This window comes from Duganella sp. GW821-FHT07F09, from assembly GCF_059418705.1.
Window position 1 is genome coordinate 88,357 of sequence record NZ_JBWKQJ010000006.1, and the last position, 15,076, is coordinate 103,432.

A 15,076-nucleotide genomic window follows, 5' to 3' on the forward strand; every position below is an offset into this window, starting at 1 on the left:
GGTGTAAACCCAGCGGAAAGGCACATTATTTGATCAAAATATGGTGCGGATCAAGACAAAAGTACGCTTCCTTGCTGGATGTGCGGCCCGTGCGGTAAAAAACAAGAGCGATCAAGGACGGAATTGGTCGGAATCGAGCGGTTGCGCCGATACCATGCCATCGGTGGGGTTTTTCAACCCACGGCCGAGCAGGAAAATCTCGGACGATTTGTCGCGGCTGGCTTTCGGTTTTTTCTGCACCACCGTTTTAAACTCTTGGCGAAACTTCAACACGATATCGTTAAAACCCATGTCCTTAAAACATTTGACCAGCAAGGAACCGCTAGGTTTCAAATGCGCCTGCGAGAATTCTATTGCCAGATCGATCAGATGTTCCATGCGCGCGGCGTCGGCGCTGGCGATGCCGGACAGGTTGGGCGCCATATCCGATAACACAACGTCAACTTTGCGGCCCTTGACCACGTCCTCGAGCTGCTGCAGCACGTCCGGCTCGCGGAAGTCGCCCTGGATGAAATGGAAATCGGCGATCGGCTCCATCGGCAGCATGTCGAGGCCGATCAGGGTGCCGTTGATGCCGCCGCCATCCTTGCCGGCCAGCTTGCGGCGCACGTATTGGCCCCAGCTGCCGGGGGTGCAGCCGAGGTCGACGATGACCTGGTCGGGCTTGATCAGGTGCTCGTCCTCGTCGATCTCCTTGAGCTTGAAAGCGGCGCGGGCGCGGTAGCCCTCTTTTTGCGCTAATTTCACGTAAGGGTCGTTAATGTGGTCGTGCAACCAGTTTTTGTTTAATTTCTTCTTCTTCATTCGCGTAGAATACTGCCTTTAAGGGAACCACTAAAAATATATTATGCAAAAACTTACACCCGTTGAGCGCAGCGCCCTGCGCGCCGAAGCTCACGCGCTGAAGCCCATCGTCCTGATCGGTGAAGCGGGACTGACCGCCAACGTGCTCAAGGAAATCGCCCTGGGCCTGGATTCGCACGGCCTGATCAAGGTTCGCGTGTTCGGCGACGACCGCGAAGCCCGCGCCGCCATGTACGACACCATCTGCGAGCAACTGGACGCCGCGCCGGTACAACACATCGGCAAGCTGCTGGTCCTGTACCGCCCGAAAGTGGAAACCACGAAGGAACGCTCGACGTCCGGCAAGGGCCTGCGCGAAGTGACCATCGTCAAGCCTAGCCCGAGCGGCACCAAACGTCCGTCCGTGACCAAGGTGCTGTTGAAAGGGAATGAACGCGTGACCCAGGGCGGCAACATCAAGCGCGCCAAGCCACAGCAGAAATCCTCGAAGAAGAGCGCTCTGGGTTCGAAATAAACCCGGGCATCGTCCTTTCCCCGGCGGGGAAAGGACGAAAACACGCAGTTACTGCTAATTTATTGCTTGATCACCAGCCACGCGGCCAGCAAACTCTGCACCAAAAACAGACCGCTGGAAATGCCGTGCAGGATGCCGAACTCGTTCTTGGCAGCCGACTCCATCACACCGCCCGGCCCCGCCGCGGCACGCAACGCGCCCATCATCGGCTGCAGGCCGAAGTGCGACACCAGCGTACACCCCAGCATCACCAGGATCACCGCCATCAAGGTGCGGCGCGACTTGACCTCGGAGTTGCGGGCCGAACCGGCGAAGATTCCGGCCGTCTCCGTGCCCTTGCTCACCCACACCAGCACCAGCATGATCGCGGCGCAGGCGATCGACAGCCATGCGAGGTTGTTAAAGAGGCTGGCGGCGATGGTGCCGGCCAGCACGCGGTCGGTCAAGGTGGCGAACAAGGTCGGGGCGGCCAGATAGCCGATCGCCCACAGACTGCCGGCCCACAAGGTCGCGACCAGCAAACGGATACGCGCAAGTAGCATCAGATGTAACGCACTTCCAGAATTTCGTATTCGCGCGGGCCCGACGGCGCCTGCACTTCCACCACGTCGCCGGCGGACTTGCCGATCAGCGCGCGGGCGATCGGCGAGGTCACCGACACTTTGCTCAATTTCAAATCCGCCTCGTCCAGGCCGACGATCTGGTAGGTCACTTTCGCGCCCGATTCCAGGTCTTCGAGGTCGACGGTCGACGCGAACACGACGCGGCCATCGGCGTCCAGCGTGGTCGGATCGATGATTTGCGCGGCGCTCAGCTTACCTTCCAATTCCGCGATGCGGCCTTCGACGAACGCCTGGCGTTCCTTGGCGGCATCGTACTCGGCGTTTTCAGACAGGTCGCCATGGGAACGCGCTTCAGCAATCGCGTCGATCACGATACGGCGTTCTTTGGTCTTCAACTGGTGCAACTCTTCTTTCAAGAGCTCGGCGCCGTACTTGGTAAGTGGAACTGAAGTCATGTTGTCTATTTACTCTGGTTTTACAATGGAAAACCACAGAGGCCACGCCAACTGCAGCGCGAGCTCTGTGGTTCAAAAGTACTGCTAAGCCTTAGTGTAAGGTTTTATGCAGCCCTTGTAAATCGTACACTTGCAGTTCATCCAAATGACGAATGCCCTCGACCGCCGCTTCGGCGCCGGCGATGGTGGTGTACGTCGTCACGCGCGAGGCCAGCGACGAGGTGCGGATCGCGCGCGAGTCGGTGATGGCGTTGCGCTTCTCTTCGACGGTGTTGATCACCAGGACGATCTCGTGGTTCTTGATCATGTCGACGATGTGCGGACGGCCCTCGACCACCTTGTTGACGGCGGTGACCGGAATGCCGGCCGCCGAGATCACGGCGGCGGTGCCCTTGGTGGCCACCAGCGAGAAGCCGATCTCCACCAGGTCGCGCGCCACCTTCACGGCGCGCGGCTTGTCGGACGATTTCACCGACAGGAACACCTTGCCCGACTTCGGCAGCTTGACGCCGGCGCCCATCTGCGATTTGACAAAGGCTTCGCCGAAGGTCTTGCCGACGCCCATGACTTCGCCGGTCGACTTCATCTCCGGTCCGAGGATGGTGTCGACGCCGGGGAATTTCACGAACGGGAACACGGCTTCCTTGACGCTGAAGTAAGGCGGCACGACTTCGGTCGTGATGCCCTGCTGCGCCAGCGTCTGGCCGACCATGCAACGCGCCGCGATCTTGGCCAGTTGCAAGCCGGTCGCCTTGGACACGAACGGCACCGTGCGCGAGGCGCGCGGGTTCACTTCCAGCACGTAGACCACGTCCTTGCTGACGCCGTCCACTTCCTGCTTCTGGATCGCGAACTGCACGTTCATCAGGCCCACCACGTTCAGGCCCTTGGCCATCAGCGAGGTTTGACGCTTCAGTTCATCGATGGTGTCCTGCGCCAGCGAGTAAGGCGGCAGCGAGCAGGCCGAGTCGCCCGAGTGGACGCCGGCTTGTTCGATGTGTTCCATCACGCCGCCGATGAAAGTGGTCTCGCCGTCGGAGATGCAATCGACGTCGCACTCGATGGCGTCGTTCAGGAAGCGGTCCAGCAGCACCGGCGAATCGTGCGATACCTTGACCGCTTCGCGCATGTAGCGTTCCAGGTCGCGCTGCTCGTGGACGATTTCCATCGCGCGTCCGCCCAGCACGTACGAAGGACGCACCACCAGCGGGTAGCCGATTTCCTGCGCCAGCGCCAGGGCGTCGGCCTCGGTGCGCGCGGTGCGGTTGGGCGGCTGGCGCAGATCCAGCTTTTGCAGCATCTTCTGGAAACGCTCGCGGTCTTCGGCGGCGTCGATCATGTCCGGCGAGGTGCCGACGATAGGCACGCCGTTCGCTTCCAGGTCCAGCGCCAGTTTCAACGGGGTCTGGCCGCCGTACTGCACGATCACGCCGACCGGTTTTTCCAGGTCGACGATTTCCAGCACGTCTTCCAGGGTCAACGACTCGAAGTACAGGCGGTCGGAGGTATCGTAGTCGGTCGACACGGTCTCCGGATTGCAGTTGACCATGATGGTCTCGTAGCCGTCTTCGCGCATCGCCAGCGCCGCGTGCACGCAGCAGTAGTCGAACTCGATACCCTGGCCGATACGGTTCGGGCCACCGCCCAGCACCATGATCTTCTTCTTGTCGGTCGGATTGGACTCGCACTCTTCATCGTAGGTCGAGTACATGTACGCGGTGTTGGTCGAGAACTCGGCCGCGCAGGTGTCGACGCGCTTGTACACCGGACGGATGTTGAGCTCATGGCGACGCGCGCGCACGGCCTTGGCATCGGTCTGCAGCAGGAATGCCAGACGGCGGTCCGAGAAGCCTTTTTGCTTCAGCTTGTACAGCACGGTCTTGTCCAGCTGTTCCAGCTTCTGCGTGTCCATCCACAGTTCCAGGTCGACGATCTCTTTAATCTGGATCAGGAACCATGGATCGATCTTGGTCAGCTGGTGCACTTCTTCCAGCGTGAAGCCCTGGGCGAACGCGTCGCCCACGTACCAGATACGCTCCGGACCCGGCTCGCCCAGCTCCTCTTCGATCTTCTCGCGGTCCTTGGTTTTCTCGTTCAGGCCGTCGACACCTACTTCCAGGCCGCGCAGCGCTTTCTGGAACGATTCCTGGAAGGTGCGGCCGATAGCCATCACTTCGCCGACGGACTTCATCTGCGTGGTCAGGTGGTGGTCGGCGGTCGGGAATTTCTCGAACGTGAAGCGCGGGATCTTGGTGACGACGTAGTCGATCGACGGTTCGAACGAGGCCGGGGTCGCGCCGCCGGTGATCTCGTTGCGCAGCTCGTCCAGCGTGAAACCCACGGCCAGCTTGGCCGCCACTTTGGCGATCGGGAAGCCGGTGGCCTTGGAGGCCAGCGCCGACGAACGCGATACGCGCGGATTCATTTCGATGACGATCATGCGGCCGTCGGCCGGGTTGATCGAGAACTGCACGTTCGAACCGCCGGTGTCGACGCCGATTTCACGCAGCACCGCCAGCGAGGCGTTGCGCATGATCTGGTATTCCTTGTCGGTCAGGGTCTGCGCCGGCGCCACGGTGATCGAGTCGCCGGTGTGCACGCCCATCGGGTCCAGGTTTTCGATCGAGCAGATGATGATGCAGTTGTCCGCCTTGTCGCGCACCACTTCCATCTCGTACTCTTTCCAGCCCAGCAGCGATTCCTCGATCAGCAGCTCGTTGGTCGGCGACGCTTCCAGGCCGCGTTTGCAGATCGCTTCGAATTCTTCTTCGTTGTAGGCGATGCCGCCACCGCTGCCGCCCATCGTGAACGACGGACGGATGATGGTCGGGAAGCCGACGTCGCGCTGCACGGCCCACGCCTCGTCCAGCGAGTGCGCCACGCCCGAGCGTGCCGAACCCAGGCCGATCTTGGTCATCGCGTCCTTGAACTTGGAGCGGTCCTCGGCCTTGTCGATGGCTTCCGGCGTGGCGCCGATCAGCTCGACCTTGTACTTGTCCAGGATGCCATGGCGATGCAGGTCCAGCGCGCAGTTCAGCGCGGTCTGGCCGCCCATGGTCGGCAGGATCGCGTCCGGTTTTTCCTTGGCGATGATCTTCTCGACGACTTGCCACGTGATCGGCTCGATGTAGGTAACATCGGCCATTTCAGGGTCGGTCATGATGGTCGCCGGATTGCTGTTGACCAGAATGACTTTGTAGCCTTCTTCGCGCAGGGCCTTGCAGGCCTGTGCGCCGGAATAATCGAACTCGCAAGCCTGGCCGATAATGATCGGACCAGCGCCAATAATCAGAATACTTTTAATGTCTGTACGTTTAGGCATCTTATTTTTTCTCCGTTGCTTCCATCATGCCGATGAAGCGGTCAAACAGGTAAGCGACGTCAGTCGGGCCGGGCGAAGCTTCAGGGTGGCCCTGGAAGCAGAACGCCGGTTTGTCGGTGCGGGCGAAGCCCTGCAGCGAGCCGTCGAACAACGAGCTGTGGGTTACGCGGGTGTTGGCTGGCAGGGTCGCGGCGTCCACGGCGAAGCCGTGGTTCTGCGAGGTGATCATCACCTTCTTGCTGTCCAGGTCCTGCACAGGGTGGTTGGCGCCGTGGTGGCCGAACTTCATCTTCAGCGTTTTCGCGCCGGAGGCCAGTGCCATGATCTGGTGACCGAGGCAGATGCCGAACACCGGGATGCCCTTGTCGATCAACTCCTTGGTGGCCTTGATCGCGTAGTCGCACGGCTCAGGATCGCCAGGGCCGTTCGACAGGAACACGCCGTCCGGATTCAGCGCCAGCGCGTCGGCGGCGGTGGCTTGCGCCGGCAGCACCGTCACTTTGCAGCCGCGTTCCACCAGCATGCGCAGGATGTTGCGCTTGACGCCGTAGTCGTAGGCGACCACGTGGAATTTAGGTTCGGCCAGTTTGCCGTAGCCTTCGCCCAGCTTCCATTCCGCTTCGGTGAACTCGTAGGCGGTCTTGGTCGAGACGACTTTGGCCAGGTCCATGCCGGCCAGGCCCGGGAACGAACGGGCCAGTTCCAGCGCTTGCGCGGTGGACGGCTCGTTGCCCTGGGTGCCGACCAGGATGGCGCCGGACTGGGCGCCTTTTTCGCGCAGGATGCGGGTCAGCTTGCGGGTGTCGATACCGGCGATGGCGACGATGTTCTCGGCCTTCAGGTAATCGGCCAGCGACTGGGTGGAGCGGAAGTTCGACGCCATCAGCGGCAGGTCACGGATGATTAGGCCGGCCGCGTGGACTTTGGAGGACTCGACGTCTTCTGGATTGACGCCGGTGTTGCCGATGTGTGGATACGTCAGGGTGACGATCTGGCGGCAATAGCTGGGATCGGTCAGGATTTCCTGATAGCCGGTCATGGAGGTATTGAAAACGACTTCCCCGGTGGTATGGCCGGCGGCGCCGATTGAAAAACCTTTAAAAATGGTTCCGTCGGCGAGGGCCAGTATGGCTGGAACGGCGGGGCCAGAAAAAAATGGCGGCAAGGGTAACTCCTGATAAAGTTACCGTAGCTGCGCCACGTCAGACGACCGTCGTGTATCCCCCGCCGTCGCAGGCCGGGGTAGAAGGTCAGATTGAATATGGAGTGAGTGGTGGTCGGCTACGGTAGAGGTGAGATTGGCTAAACCTTTGAATTATAACCAAATCCCCCCTCCTTGGCAATGGAGGGGCGGCGAAACACAGGCAAAATTTTCCGACGCGACCACCGGATTTATTTCGTTGCAAGATCTGCTCGAACGGTTCACCGCGCGGCGGACGCCCTGCTCTTCCGTGCCGGCTGCAAAGGCCGGCCTTGCCTGCGCCCCACGTATTCGGCAATCGCAACGCTCAGCAATTGATTGATGCTGCATTCGTCGATCTCCGCCAGACGGGCGACGTCCTGATGCAGGCCGCCGGGAATGCGCAATGCGATACGTCCGCTGTAGACAGGCACTTCGACCGGCTGGGCAATCTCAAGGCCGCTCGCCACAGCCGCTTCGATCCATGAGGCTGCAGCTGCATCGAAGTTTCGCAAGGCATCCTCGGCTGTATCACCTTCAGCTATACATCCCGGGAACTCTTGGACGGTCACGGTGTAGCCGCCGTCCCCATCCGGAAACAGGTTCCGGACATAAGGACGGGCCAGCACTGCACGGATTTCCTCATCACTAATATTCATCACCATTTCCTTGCATGTAGGCTTCCCACACGGCCACGTCTTTCAACAGTGACTTAATGATATTTTTCGCCGTCCCGACGCGCAAATCTCCAGTGTGCCGTGGAATACTCAATGGAAAAGGTAACCGTGGCGAGACGTCACGGACATATGTCGGCTCCTTTCCCCTGATGGACGCCGCCCTCCCTAGCTCTTGGGCAAGCCCGGCCAGAGTGCTCGCCTTGATGCCATTGGGCGAACGATTCAACTCCAACAATGTTCTCTTGATCTTGGAGAGATGGGTAGGCGTCATGGCATCGCAGCGATATCGCGGGCGATATCACATTATAGACATGCGGATTACACGCTGGCGCGATTCTCCAATAAAAAATGCCGCTTGACCTTGAGCCAAACGGCATTCTTATACCGACGGGGCGCGAAGCCCGGAGCTTAGTTCAGCGCGGCGATGCCGGCCTTGGCCACTTGCGCGTCTTCCACCGATTTGACGCCCGAGACGCCGACCGCGCCGATGATGTGGCCGTCAACGATGATCGGCACGCCGCCTTCGAGCATGCCGTCGGTCTGCGGCGCCGGCGCGCTCAGGAACGAGACGCGGCCGTTGTTGATCATGTCTTCATAGATCTTCGATTCGCGGCGGCCCAGCGCCGACACGCGCGCCTTGGCCGGCGCGATGTGCGACGACAGCGGCGCGGCGCCGTCCTGGCGTTGCAGCCACAGCAAGTGGCCGCCGTCATCGACGATGGCGATCACGACCGCCCACTTGTTGGCGACAGCCTCGGCTTCAGCAGCGGCGGCGATTTTCTTGACGTCGGCAAGCGACAGATATGGTTTGGTTTGCATGGTTCTTCCTTATTGTTCGAGCGGTAATTGTAAAGGATGCGGTAAAGCCTACGGCTTGCGCCGCGCTTCAAGTTTCTGTTTGAGCTGCGGCATCGCCAGCGCGGCGGCCTGCTCGCCGGCCAGGATCGCCTGGTTGCGGCCGGCGAAGTCGTTGCCGGCCATTTTGCCCAGGCTCGGCGCGATGACGATATCGGCATCCTTCAATTCATACTGGTTGATGCGCTGGCCCATGATGCTGAAGGTCTGCATGATCACGTCGACCGAGCTGACGGTCGCCTGGACGTCGGCCTGCGTGGAGATATTGACGGCGATGACGAAGTCCGCGCCCATGTCGCGCGCGAAGCGCACCGGCACCGGCGCCACCAAGCCGCCGTCGACATACGAGCGGCCGCCGATCGACACCGGCTGGAACACGCCCGGCACCGAGGACGAGGCCCGCACCGCCATGCCGGTATTCCCGCGCTGGAAAAGAATCGGCTGGCCGGTCTTCAAATCCGTCGCCACGGCGCCGAACGACACCTTCAACTTTTCCATCGGCTGGTTGTTGACCACCTTGTTGACGTAGGCCTGCAGCGCCTCCCCCTTCAATACGCCCGTGCTTTTGCCGAACAGCGGCATGGCCCAATCGGAGATCGCCGCCTCGTCCATGTCGAAGGCGAGTTTTTGCAGCTGGAAGCCGGTGTTCCCGGCCGCGTACAGCGCGCCGACCACGCTGCCGGCGCTGGTGCCGACCACGATATCCGGATAAATACCCTGCGCCTCGAGCGCCTTGATGACGCCGATGTGGGCGAAGCCGCGCGCGGCGCCACCGCCCAACGCCAGGCCGATCTTGATTTTGCGCGGCGGTAGCGGCTCGGGCATGGCGATCGGCTGGACCGGCGTTTCAATCACTGGCGTGGTTTTGCAGCCGACGATGGCGGTTGCGGCGAAGATGGCCAAAGCGGCAAGGGTAAGACGGCGTAGTTGCATGTGTTGGTATAGTGGCTATAGTGGCTGATTTGGCGCTGCAGATTGTAACTGAATAGGTCCAAACGACTCCAAACGCGCACGTATTTGAGTGAAAGCCGCAGGCGGATTGGTTGAATTGCTTGATAAACTCGCGCTACCCTCGTTTAGCAAGGCACTCCATGCTCCGCATCCTGGCCATCGTCCTCCTTTTTATCCCACTCTGCGCCCACGGCATCCTGCACGCGGCCGAGTCGCGCGACCTCTCGGGCGAGTGGCGTTTCGCCATGGACCGCAACGACGAAGGCGTGAACCAGGCCTGGTTCACCCGCGATCTGAAGGACGGCATCGCCCTCCCCGGCATCCTGCAGGCGCAGGGCTACGGCGACGACATCACCACCAAAACGCCGTGGGTGCTGTCGCTGTACGATAAGAACTGGGACCAGCGCGAAGACTACAAAACCCACACCGCCGCCGGCAACGTCAAAGTCCCCTTCCTGTCGCAGCCGCCCAAGCACTATCTCGGCGCCGCCTGGTACCAGCGCGACATCGACGTGCCGGCCGCCTGGCGCGGCAAGCGCGTCGCCCTGTTCCTGGAGCGCCCGCGCTGGGGATCGACCTTGTGGATCGACGGGCGCAAGGTCGGCAGCAATCTGAGTCTGGTGGCCGAACACGAATATGATCTGGGCTTGCTGGCGCCGGGGCGGCATCGAATCTCCGTCCGCGTCGACAACCGCATGCTGATGGCCTACCGGCCCGACGCCCACAGCGTCTCCGATTCGCTCGGCATGAGCTGGAACGGCATCGTCGGCAAAATGGAGCTGCGCGCCACCTCGCCGGTATGGCTGGGCGACGCCCAGGTCTACCCGGACGTGAAGAGCAAAACGGCGCGCGTCAAGGTCAGCATCGGCAATGCCGGCGGCCGCGCCGGCAGCGGTACGATCACGGCCAACGGCGTCGCCCACAAGGTCAAATGGAGCGCGCAAGGCGGCAGCGCCGAGATCAAGGTGCGCTTCCCGGCGAACGCGCAAACGTGGGATGAATTCACCCCCGCGCTGCAAAACATCAGCCTCCAGCTCAAGGGCGCGGGCGCCGCAGACACGCGCGACGTGCGCTTCGGCTTCGCGCAGATCGCCGCCAAGGGCAATCAATTCATGCTGAACGGACGCACGCTGTTCTTGCGCGGCACCCACCATGGCGGCGACTTCCCGCTGACTGGTTATCCGCCGACCGACGTCGCCTACTGGCGCAAGATCATCCAGATCAACAAGGACTGGGGCATCAACCATATTCGGTTCCACTCGTTCTGCCCGCCGGAGGCGGCGTTCCAGGCCGCCGATGAACTGGGCGTGTACCTGCAACCGGAACCCGGCATGTGGAACGAGGTCTCGCCCGGCACCCCGATGGACAAGATGCTGTACGAAGAGACCGAGCGCATGATCAAAGCCTACGGCAATCATCCGTCCTTCATCCTGCTCAGCCCCGCCAACGAACCGAAAGGCCGCTGGAAGGAAGCCTTCGATGCATGGATCGCCCACTATCGCAAAGCCGATCCGCGCCGGCTCTACTCCAACGGCACCGGCCACACCGAAAAGGAAGTCCCCGGCCTGACCGACGGCACCGACTTCCTGTCGATGCAGCGCATCGGCGCCAAACCGCTGCGCGGCGACAAAGGCTGGTTCGGCCGCGACTACGGCGCCTCGCTGGCCGGCGTCAACGTGCCGGTGGTATCGCACGAGACGGGCCAGTGGGCGGCCTATCCCGACTACGACATCATCCGCAAATTCAGGGGGTATCTGCGGCCGGGGAACTACGAGATCTTCCGCGACTCGCTGGCGCGCCACGGCATGGCGCCGCGCGACAAGGACTTCGCCTGGGCCTCGGGAAAATTCCAGGTGCAGGCCTACAAGGAGGAGATCGAAGCGAACCTGCGCACGCCGGGCTTGATGGGCTATCAGCTGCTCGACCTGCACGACTACCTGGGCCAGGGCACGGCGCTGGTCGGCATCCTGGACACGTTCTGGGAGCCGAAAGGCTACGCGACCGCCGAGGAATTCCGGCGCTTCAACGGCCAGACCGTGCCGCTGGCGCGCCTGCTAAAACGCACCTGGAGCACCGACGAAACGCTGACGGCGGACGTGGAGATCGCCCACTTCGGCGCCGCCGCCCTGGCCGACGCGCAGCCCTGGTGGAAGCTGATCGACGCCACCGGCCGCGTCGCCGCCGGCGGCGACTTCGCACGCAAAACGATCGACATCGGCAAGAACATCCCGCTCGGGCAGATCCGGCTGCCCCTCAAAGACCTGGCGGCGCCACTGGCGTACCGGCTGCAGGTCGGCATCGGCGCAGGGGTTGAGCCGCTGGCTGAAAACGACTGGAACATCTGGCTGTACCCCGCCAAAATCACCACGCCGGAACCGGCCGACGTGCTGGTGACGCACAGCTGGCCGGCCGCCGAAGCCGGCCTCGCCGCCGGCGGCAAGGTGCTGTTCCTGCCGCTGGCGCCGGATCTGGACTGGAGCGGCCCGCCGCTCGACAGCGTGCCGGTGTTCTGGAATCGCTTGATGAACCCGGCGTGGAGCCGCACGCTCGGCGTCTGGATCGACAACAAGCACCCGGCGCTGACGCAGTTCCCCACCGACCGCTTCAACGACTGGCAATGGTCGGAGCTGATCAAGGGCGCGCGCACCGTCAATCTGGACAAGCTGCCGCCCGCGCTGCAACCGATCGTGCAACCGGTCGACGACTGGAACCGCAACTTCAAACTGGGGCTGCTACTGGAGGCAAAAGTCGGCGACGGCCGCCTGATGGTCGCCAGTCCGGACCTGGAAACCAATCTGGATAAGCGCATCGTCGCGCGCCAGCTGCGCAAATCGGTGCTCGACTACATGGCCAGCGACAGCTTCAATCCGCAGACGGCCATCAGCGCCGCCGATTTCCGCAAGGCGCTGTTCGATACGCTGGTGATGAAGAAGCTGGCCGCCAAGGCCAGCGGCGGAAACAACCCGGCCAACGCCATCGACGGCGATCCGAACACCTTCTGGACCGCCGGCACGCAGTCGGCGCCGCGTGCGCCGCAAACGCTGACGGTCAGCTTCCCTGCGCCGGCGTCCTTTGCCGGATTGCTGCTGATGCCGCGCCAGAACCATCGCGACCACGAAGGCGACGTGCGCGAGTACCTGATCGAAACCAGCGACGACGGCGACAACTGGAAAGAGCTCAAACGCGGCGCGCTGGTCTCCACCTACGATCAGCAGCGCATCGAATTCGGCAAGAACGTCAATGCGCGCCAGCTGCGCTTTACCGCGCTCAGTGGCTTTGGCAGCGACAACACCGCCGCCATCGCCGAACTGGCGCTGCTCTACACCGGCCCAGCGCTGCCCGAGAACAGCGGCGGCGTGACGTATCAGCGCGTGAAGTCGGCATCGAGCGACATTGACGAGAACATCGCGCCGGCGGCCAGACAACCCGAATAATCGCACAAACACGTAGGGCGGATTAGGCGGAACGCCGTAATCCGCCATCGATAAGCCGTCGAAACGCACGCATTGGCGGATTACGCTTCGCTAATCCGCCCTACGTGTATCCCCCGTGGATTCAAGGGTTTAGGCACGCCTCGATCGACAGCTCCAACAGCGGGAAATGCCCCGTCGGCAGCGTGTGCACTGCGGCCTGCGGGAACACATCCTTCCAGATCGCGCAATCGACCACCGGGTCGATCATCGGATCGAACTCGCCGAAAATCACCGACACCGGCCCCTGATACGGGCTGCGCACCGGCTCCGGCGCGCTGGCGGCGAAATCGTCCGACGTCGCCACCGACGACGGTCCGTCGAACACGCCCGGCTGCTGCAGCAGATAGGCGAACACCTGCGGCTCATCCCCCGAGTTCGGACCGAAGTACAGCGACGTCACATTCGGCAGCAGCCACAAGGCGCCCATCACGTCCCAGAACCGCGCGCGGCCCGGCGCGGCCTCGTAGTCCGCCAGCGCCGCCACCAGCTTGCCGGCGTTGGCGTCTTCCGCATGCAGCGCCAGGCCGTGGCGGGCGAGGCGCAGCGCGGCCTCCTCGGGATTGAAGGTCGGCGCCAACAGCACGATGCGGGCGATCGATTCGGGCATCTGGCGCGCCAGGTGCACCGCCAGATGCGCGCCGAAGGAACTGGCCATGATCGTCATCGGCCCGCCCAGCATGTCGACGCTGAGCCGGAACTCGGCCAGGGTCGCGGCCAGCAGGTCCTGATACGGCCGCGTGGCACAGGACACGGCCGACGGCTGCTGCCACCAGTGCACATTGTCGGCGTCCGGATAGCGCTGGCGCTCGAACGCGGTGCCGAGCCCCGGCCCGCCATGCAAATAGAATATCGTCGGTGGCTGCACTCGGTGATCCTCCAGGTTGGTTGGTATCCAAATCGTTGACTTCATTGTAATCTGCCGTCAACATCTGAGCATGAAAAAATATCTGCTGGCGCTCGCCCTCCCCCTGCTTGTCTCCACCGCCTGCCACGCAACCGTGCTCTCGCCGCGCGACCAGGCCACCGTCGTCAACGAACTGCTGGCCGATCGGCTGGACAATCTGCTGCCGGAGATGATGGAGCAGACCGGCATCGACATGTGGGTGCTGGTTTCGCGCGAGTACAACGAGGACCCGGTGCTCAAAACCATGCTGCCGGCCGAATGGCTCAACGCCCGCCGCCGCACGATCATCGTGTTCCACCGCGATCCGGTCAAGAAAACGGTGGAAAAGCTGGCGGTGGCGCGCTACGCGGTCGGCAACAGCATCGCCGCCGCCTGGGACATGAAAAAATTCCCCGACCAGTGGGACGCGCTGGTCGATATCATCAAAACGCGCAATCCGAACAAGATCGCGCTGAACACCTCGCGCAATTTCGGCCACGCCGACGGCATCGACCACACCGACTACGTCGAACTGCTGCGGGCACTGCCGGCCACATATAAGCAAAAGGTGGTCTCGGCCGAGCCGCTGGCGATCCGCTGGCTCGAAACGCGCAGCGAGCGCGAAATGCAGATCTATCCGCAACTGGTCAACGCCACCCACAAGATCATCGACGAAGGCTTTTCCGAGCGCGTCATCACGCCCGGCATCACCACCACCGACGACGTGGTGTGGTGGTTCCGCCAGAAGATCCGGGACCTCGGCTACGACACCTGGTTCCATCCGTCGGTGGCGATCCAGCGCTCCGGCAAAGGCCTGGCCGATCCGACCGTGATCGTGCCGGGCGACCTGCTGCACGTCGACATCGGCATCACCTACCTGCGCCTGAACACCGACGTGCAGCAGCATGCATACGTGCTCAAACCGGGCGAGAACGCCGCGCCGGCGGCGCTGACGCAGGCCTTCGGCCAGGCCAACCGGTTGCAGGACATCCTGCTGGCGCAATTCAAGGAGGGCCGCACCGGCAACCAGATGCTGGCCGGCGCGCTGGCGCAGGCGCGCGCCGAGGGCATCAAGCCGACCATCTACAGCCACCCGCTGGGCTTTCACGGCCACGCCGCCGGCCCCGCCATCGGCATGTGGGACATGCAAAACGGCGTGCCGGGAAGCGGCGACGAGGCGCTGCGCCACCGCACCGCGTATTCGATAGAACTGAGCGCGGCATCGGTTTTGCCGGGCTGGCCGGCGCCAGTTAATATCATGTTGGAAGAGGACGCGTTCTTCGACGGGTCGGGCGTACGCTACCTCGGCGGCAGGCAAAAAAACATGTATTTGATCCCGCGCGCCACTGGCGGCGCGGCTCCCGCGAATTGAGCAACAGATAGCATCTGTTGACGCCGC

The 15,076-nt window shown here is 62.5% G+C and carries 12 protein-coding genes; 3 read left to right on the forward strand and 9 right to left on the reverse strand.

Annotated elements, in window-relative coordinates; translation table 11 throughout:
• Nucleotides 1-111: 111 nt before the first annotated feature.
• Nucleotides 112-804, reverse strand: a complete 693-nt coding sequence (locus tag AC07P1_RS17015) for an RlmE family RNA methyltransferase (protein WP_363508506.1) — start codon at nucleotides 802-804, stop codon at nucleotides 112-114.
• 43 nt (nucleotides 805-847) lie between these two features.
• On the opposite strand from AC07P1_RS17015, the gene AC07P1_RS17020 reads away from it, so the two are divergent.
• Nucleotides 848-1,318 carry a YhbY family RNA-binding protein gene (locus AC07P1_RS17020; RefSeq protein WP_090320933.1) on the forward strand — a complete coding sequence of 157 codons (471 nt, stop codon included), beginning with the start codon at nucleotides 848-850 and terminating at the stop codon, nucleotides 1,316-1,318.
• 59 nt (nucleotides 1,319-1,377) lie between these two features.
• Here the strand turns inward: AC07P1_RS17020 and AC07P1_RS17025 are convergent, their stop codons facing one another.
• The 7 genes from AC07P1_RS17025 to AC07P1_RS17055 all read right to left on the reverse strand — a co-directional run bounded on the left by AC07P1_RS17025 (nucleotide 1,378) and on the right by AC07P1_RS17055 (nucleotide 9,303).
• Nucleotides 1,378-1,860, reverse strand: a complete 483-nt coding sequence (locus tag AC07P1_RS17025; protein ID WP_494696932.1) for a DUF4149 domain-containing protein — start codon at nucleotides 1,858-1,860, stop codon at nucleotides 1,378-1,380.
• Nucleotides 1,860-2,336, reverse strand: a complete 477-nt coding sequence (gene greA / locus AC07P1_RS17030; RefSeq protein WP_494696933.1) for a transcription elongation factor GreA — start codon at nucleotides 2,334-2,336, stop codon at nucleotides 1,860-1,862. Before greA ends, AC07P1_RS17025 begins: the two co-directional genes overlap by 1 nt.
• Before the next feature lie 91 nt (nucleotides 2,337-2,427).
• Entirely contained in the window at nucleotides 2,428-5,658 is a 3,231-nt protein-coding gene (gene carB, locus AC07P1_RS17035) for a carbamoyl-phosphate synthase large subunit (RefSeq protein ID WP_494696934.1), read from the reverse strand.
• Between the two features lies 1 nt (nucleotide 5,659).
• Nucleotides 5,660-6,823 carry a glutamine-hydrolyzing carbamoyl-phosphate synthase small subunit gene (gene carA / locus AC07P1_RS17040; protein WP_494696935.1) on the reverse strand — a complete coding sequence of 388 codons (1,164 nt, stop codon included), beginning with the start codon at nucleotides 6,821-6,823 and terminating at the stop codon, nucleotides 5,660-5,662.
• A 257-nt stretch (nucleotides 6,824-7,080) separates the two neighbouring features.
• Nucleotides 7,081-7,497, reverse strand: coding sequence for a type II toxin-antitoxin system HicB family antitoxin (locus AC07P1_RS17045; protein ID WP_494696936.1), 417 nt, complete (start codon nucleotides 7,495-7,497; stop codon nucleotides 7,081-7,083).
• 426 nt (nucleotides 7,498-7,923) lie between these two features.
• Nucleotides 7,924-8,334, reverse strand: coding sequence for a GlcG/HbpS family heme-binding protein (locus AC07P1_RS17050; RefSeq protein ID WP_494696937.1), 411 nt, complete (start codon nucleotides 8,332-8,334; stop codon nucleotides 7,924-7,926).
• 48 nt (nucleotides 8,335-8,382) lie between these two features.
• On the reverse strand, nucleotides 8,383-9,303 hold the full coding sequence (locus AC07P1_RS17055) for a patatin-like phospholipase family protein (protein ID WP_494696938.1): 921 nt from the start codon (nucleotides 9,301-9,303) through the stop codon (nucleotides 8,383-8,385).
• Between the two features lie 158 nt (nucleotides 9,304-9,461).
• Between AC07P1_RS17055 and AC07P1_RS17060 the strand changes: the two genes are divergently transcribed.
• A complete protein-coding gene (locus AC07P1_RS17060; RefSeq protein ID WP_494696939.1) occupies nucleotides 9,462-12,755 on the forward strand; it encodes a DUF8487 domain-containing protein in 3,294 nt (1,097 codons plus the stop codon).
• Between the two features lie 121 nt (nucleotides 12,756-12,876).
• Here the strand turns inward: AC07P1_RS17060 and AC07P1_RS17065 are convergent, their stop codons facing one another.
• Nucleotides 12,877-13,704: an alpha/beta fold hydrolase gene (locus AC07P1_RS17065; protein ID WP_494696940.1), complete on the reverse strand. Its 828-nt coding sequence runs from the start codon at nucleotides 13,702-13,704 to the stop codon at nucleotides 12,877-12,879.
• A gap of 25 nt (nucleotides 13,705-13,729) precedes the next feature.
• Here AC07P1_RS17065 and AC07P1_RS17070 point away from each other — a divergent pair, with 25 nt between their 5' ends.
• The gene (locus AC07P1_RS17070) at nucleotides 13,730-15,049 is read left to right on the forward strand and encodes a M24 family metallopeptidase (protein WP_494696941.1); all 1,320 of its coding nucleotides are present in this window, start codon (nucleotides 13,730-13,732) and stop codon (nucleotides 15,047-15,049) included.
• Nucleotides 15,050-15,076 lie beyond the last annotated feature (27 nt).

Coding starts and splice junctions, on each gene's coding strand:
- AC07P1_RS17015 (WP_363508506.1), bottom strand. CDS start 804: ATGAAGAAGAAGAAATTAAACAAAAACTGGTTGCACGACCACATTAAC.
- AC07P1_RS17020 (WP_090320933.1), top strand. CDS start 848: ATGCAAAAACTTACACCCGTTGAGCGCAGCGCCCTGCGCGCCGAAGCT.
- AC07P1_RS17025 (WP_494696932.1), bottom strand. CDS start 1,860: ATGCTACTTGCGCGTATCCGTTTGCTGGTCGCGACCTTGTGGGCCGGC.
- greA (WP_494696933.1), bottom strand. CDS start 2,336: ATGACTTCAGTTCCACTTACCAAGTACGGCGCCGAGCTCTTGAAAGAA.
- carB (WP_494696934.1), bottom strand. CDS start 5,658: ATGCCTAAACGTACAGACATTAAAAGTATTCTGATTATTGGCGCTGGT.
- AC07P1_RS17045 (WP_494696936.1), bottom strand. CDS start 7,497: ATGAATATTAGTGATGAGGAAATCCGTGCAGTGCTGGCCCGTCCTTAT.
- AC07P1_RS17050 (WP_494696937.1), bottom strand. CDS start 8,334: ATGCAAACCAAACCATATCTGTCGCTTGCCGACGTCAAGAAAATCGCC.
- AC07P1_RS17055 (WP_494696938.1), bottom strand. CDS start 9,303: ATGCAACTACGCCGTCTTACCCTTGCCGCTTTGGCCATCTTCGCCGCA.
- AC07P1_RS17060 (WP_494696939.1), top strand. CDS start 9,462: ATGCTCCGCATCCTGGCCATCGTCCTCCTTTTTATCCCACTCTGCGCC.
- AC07P1_RS17065 (WP_494696940.1), bottom strand. CDS start 13,704: ATGAAGTCAACGATTTGGATACCAACCAACCTGGAGGATCACCGAGTG.
- AC07P1_RS17070 (WP_494696941.1), top strand. CDS start 13,730: ATGAAAAAATATCTGCTGGCGCTCGCCCTCCCCCTGCTTGTCTCCACC.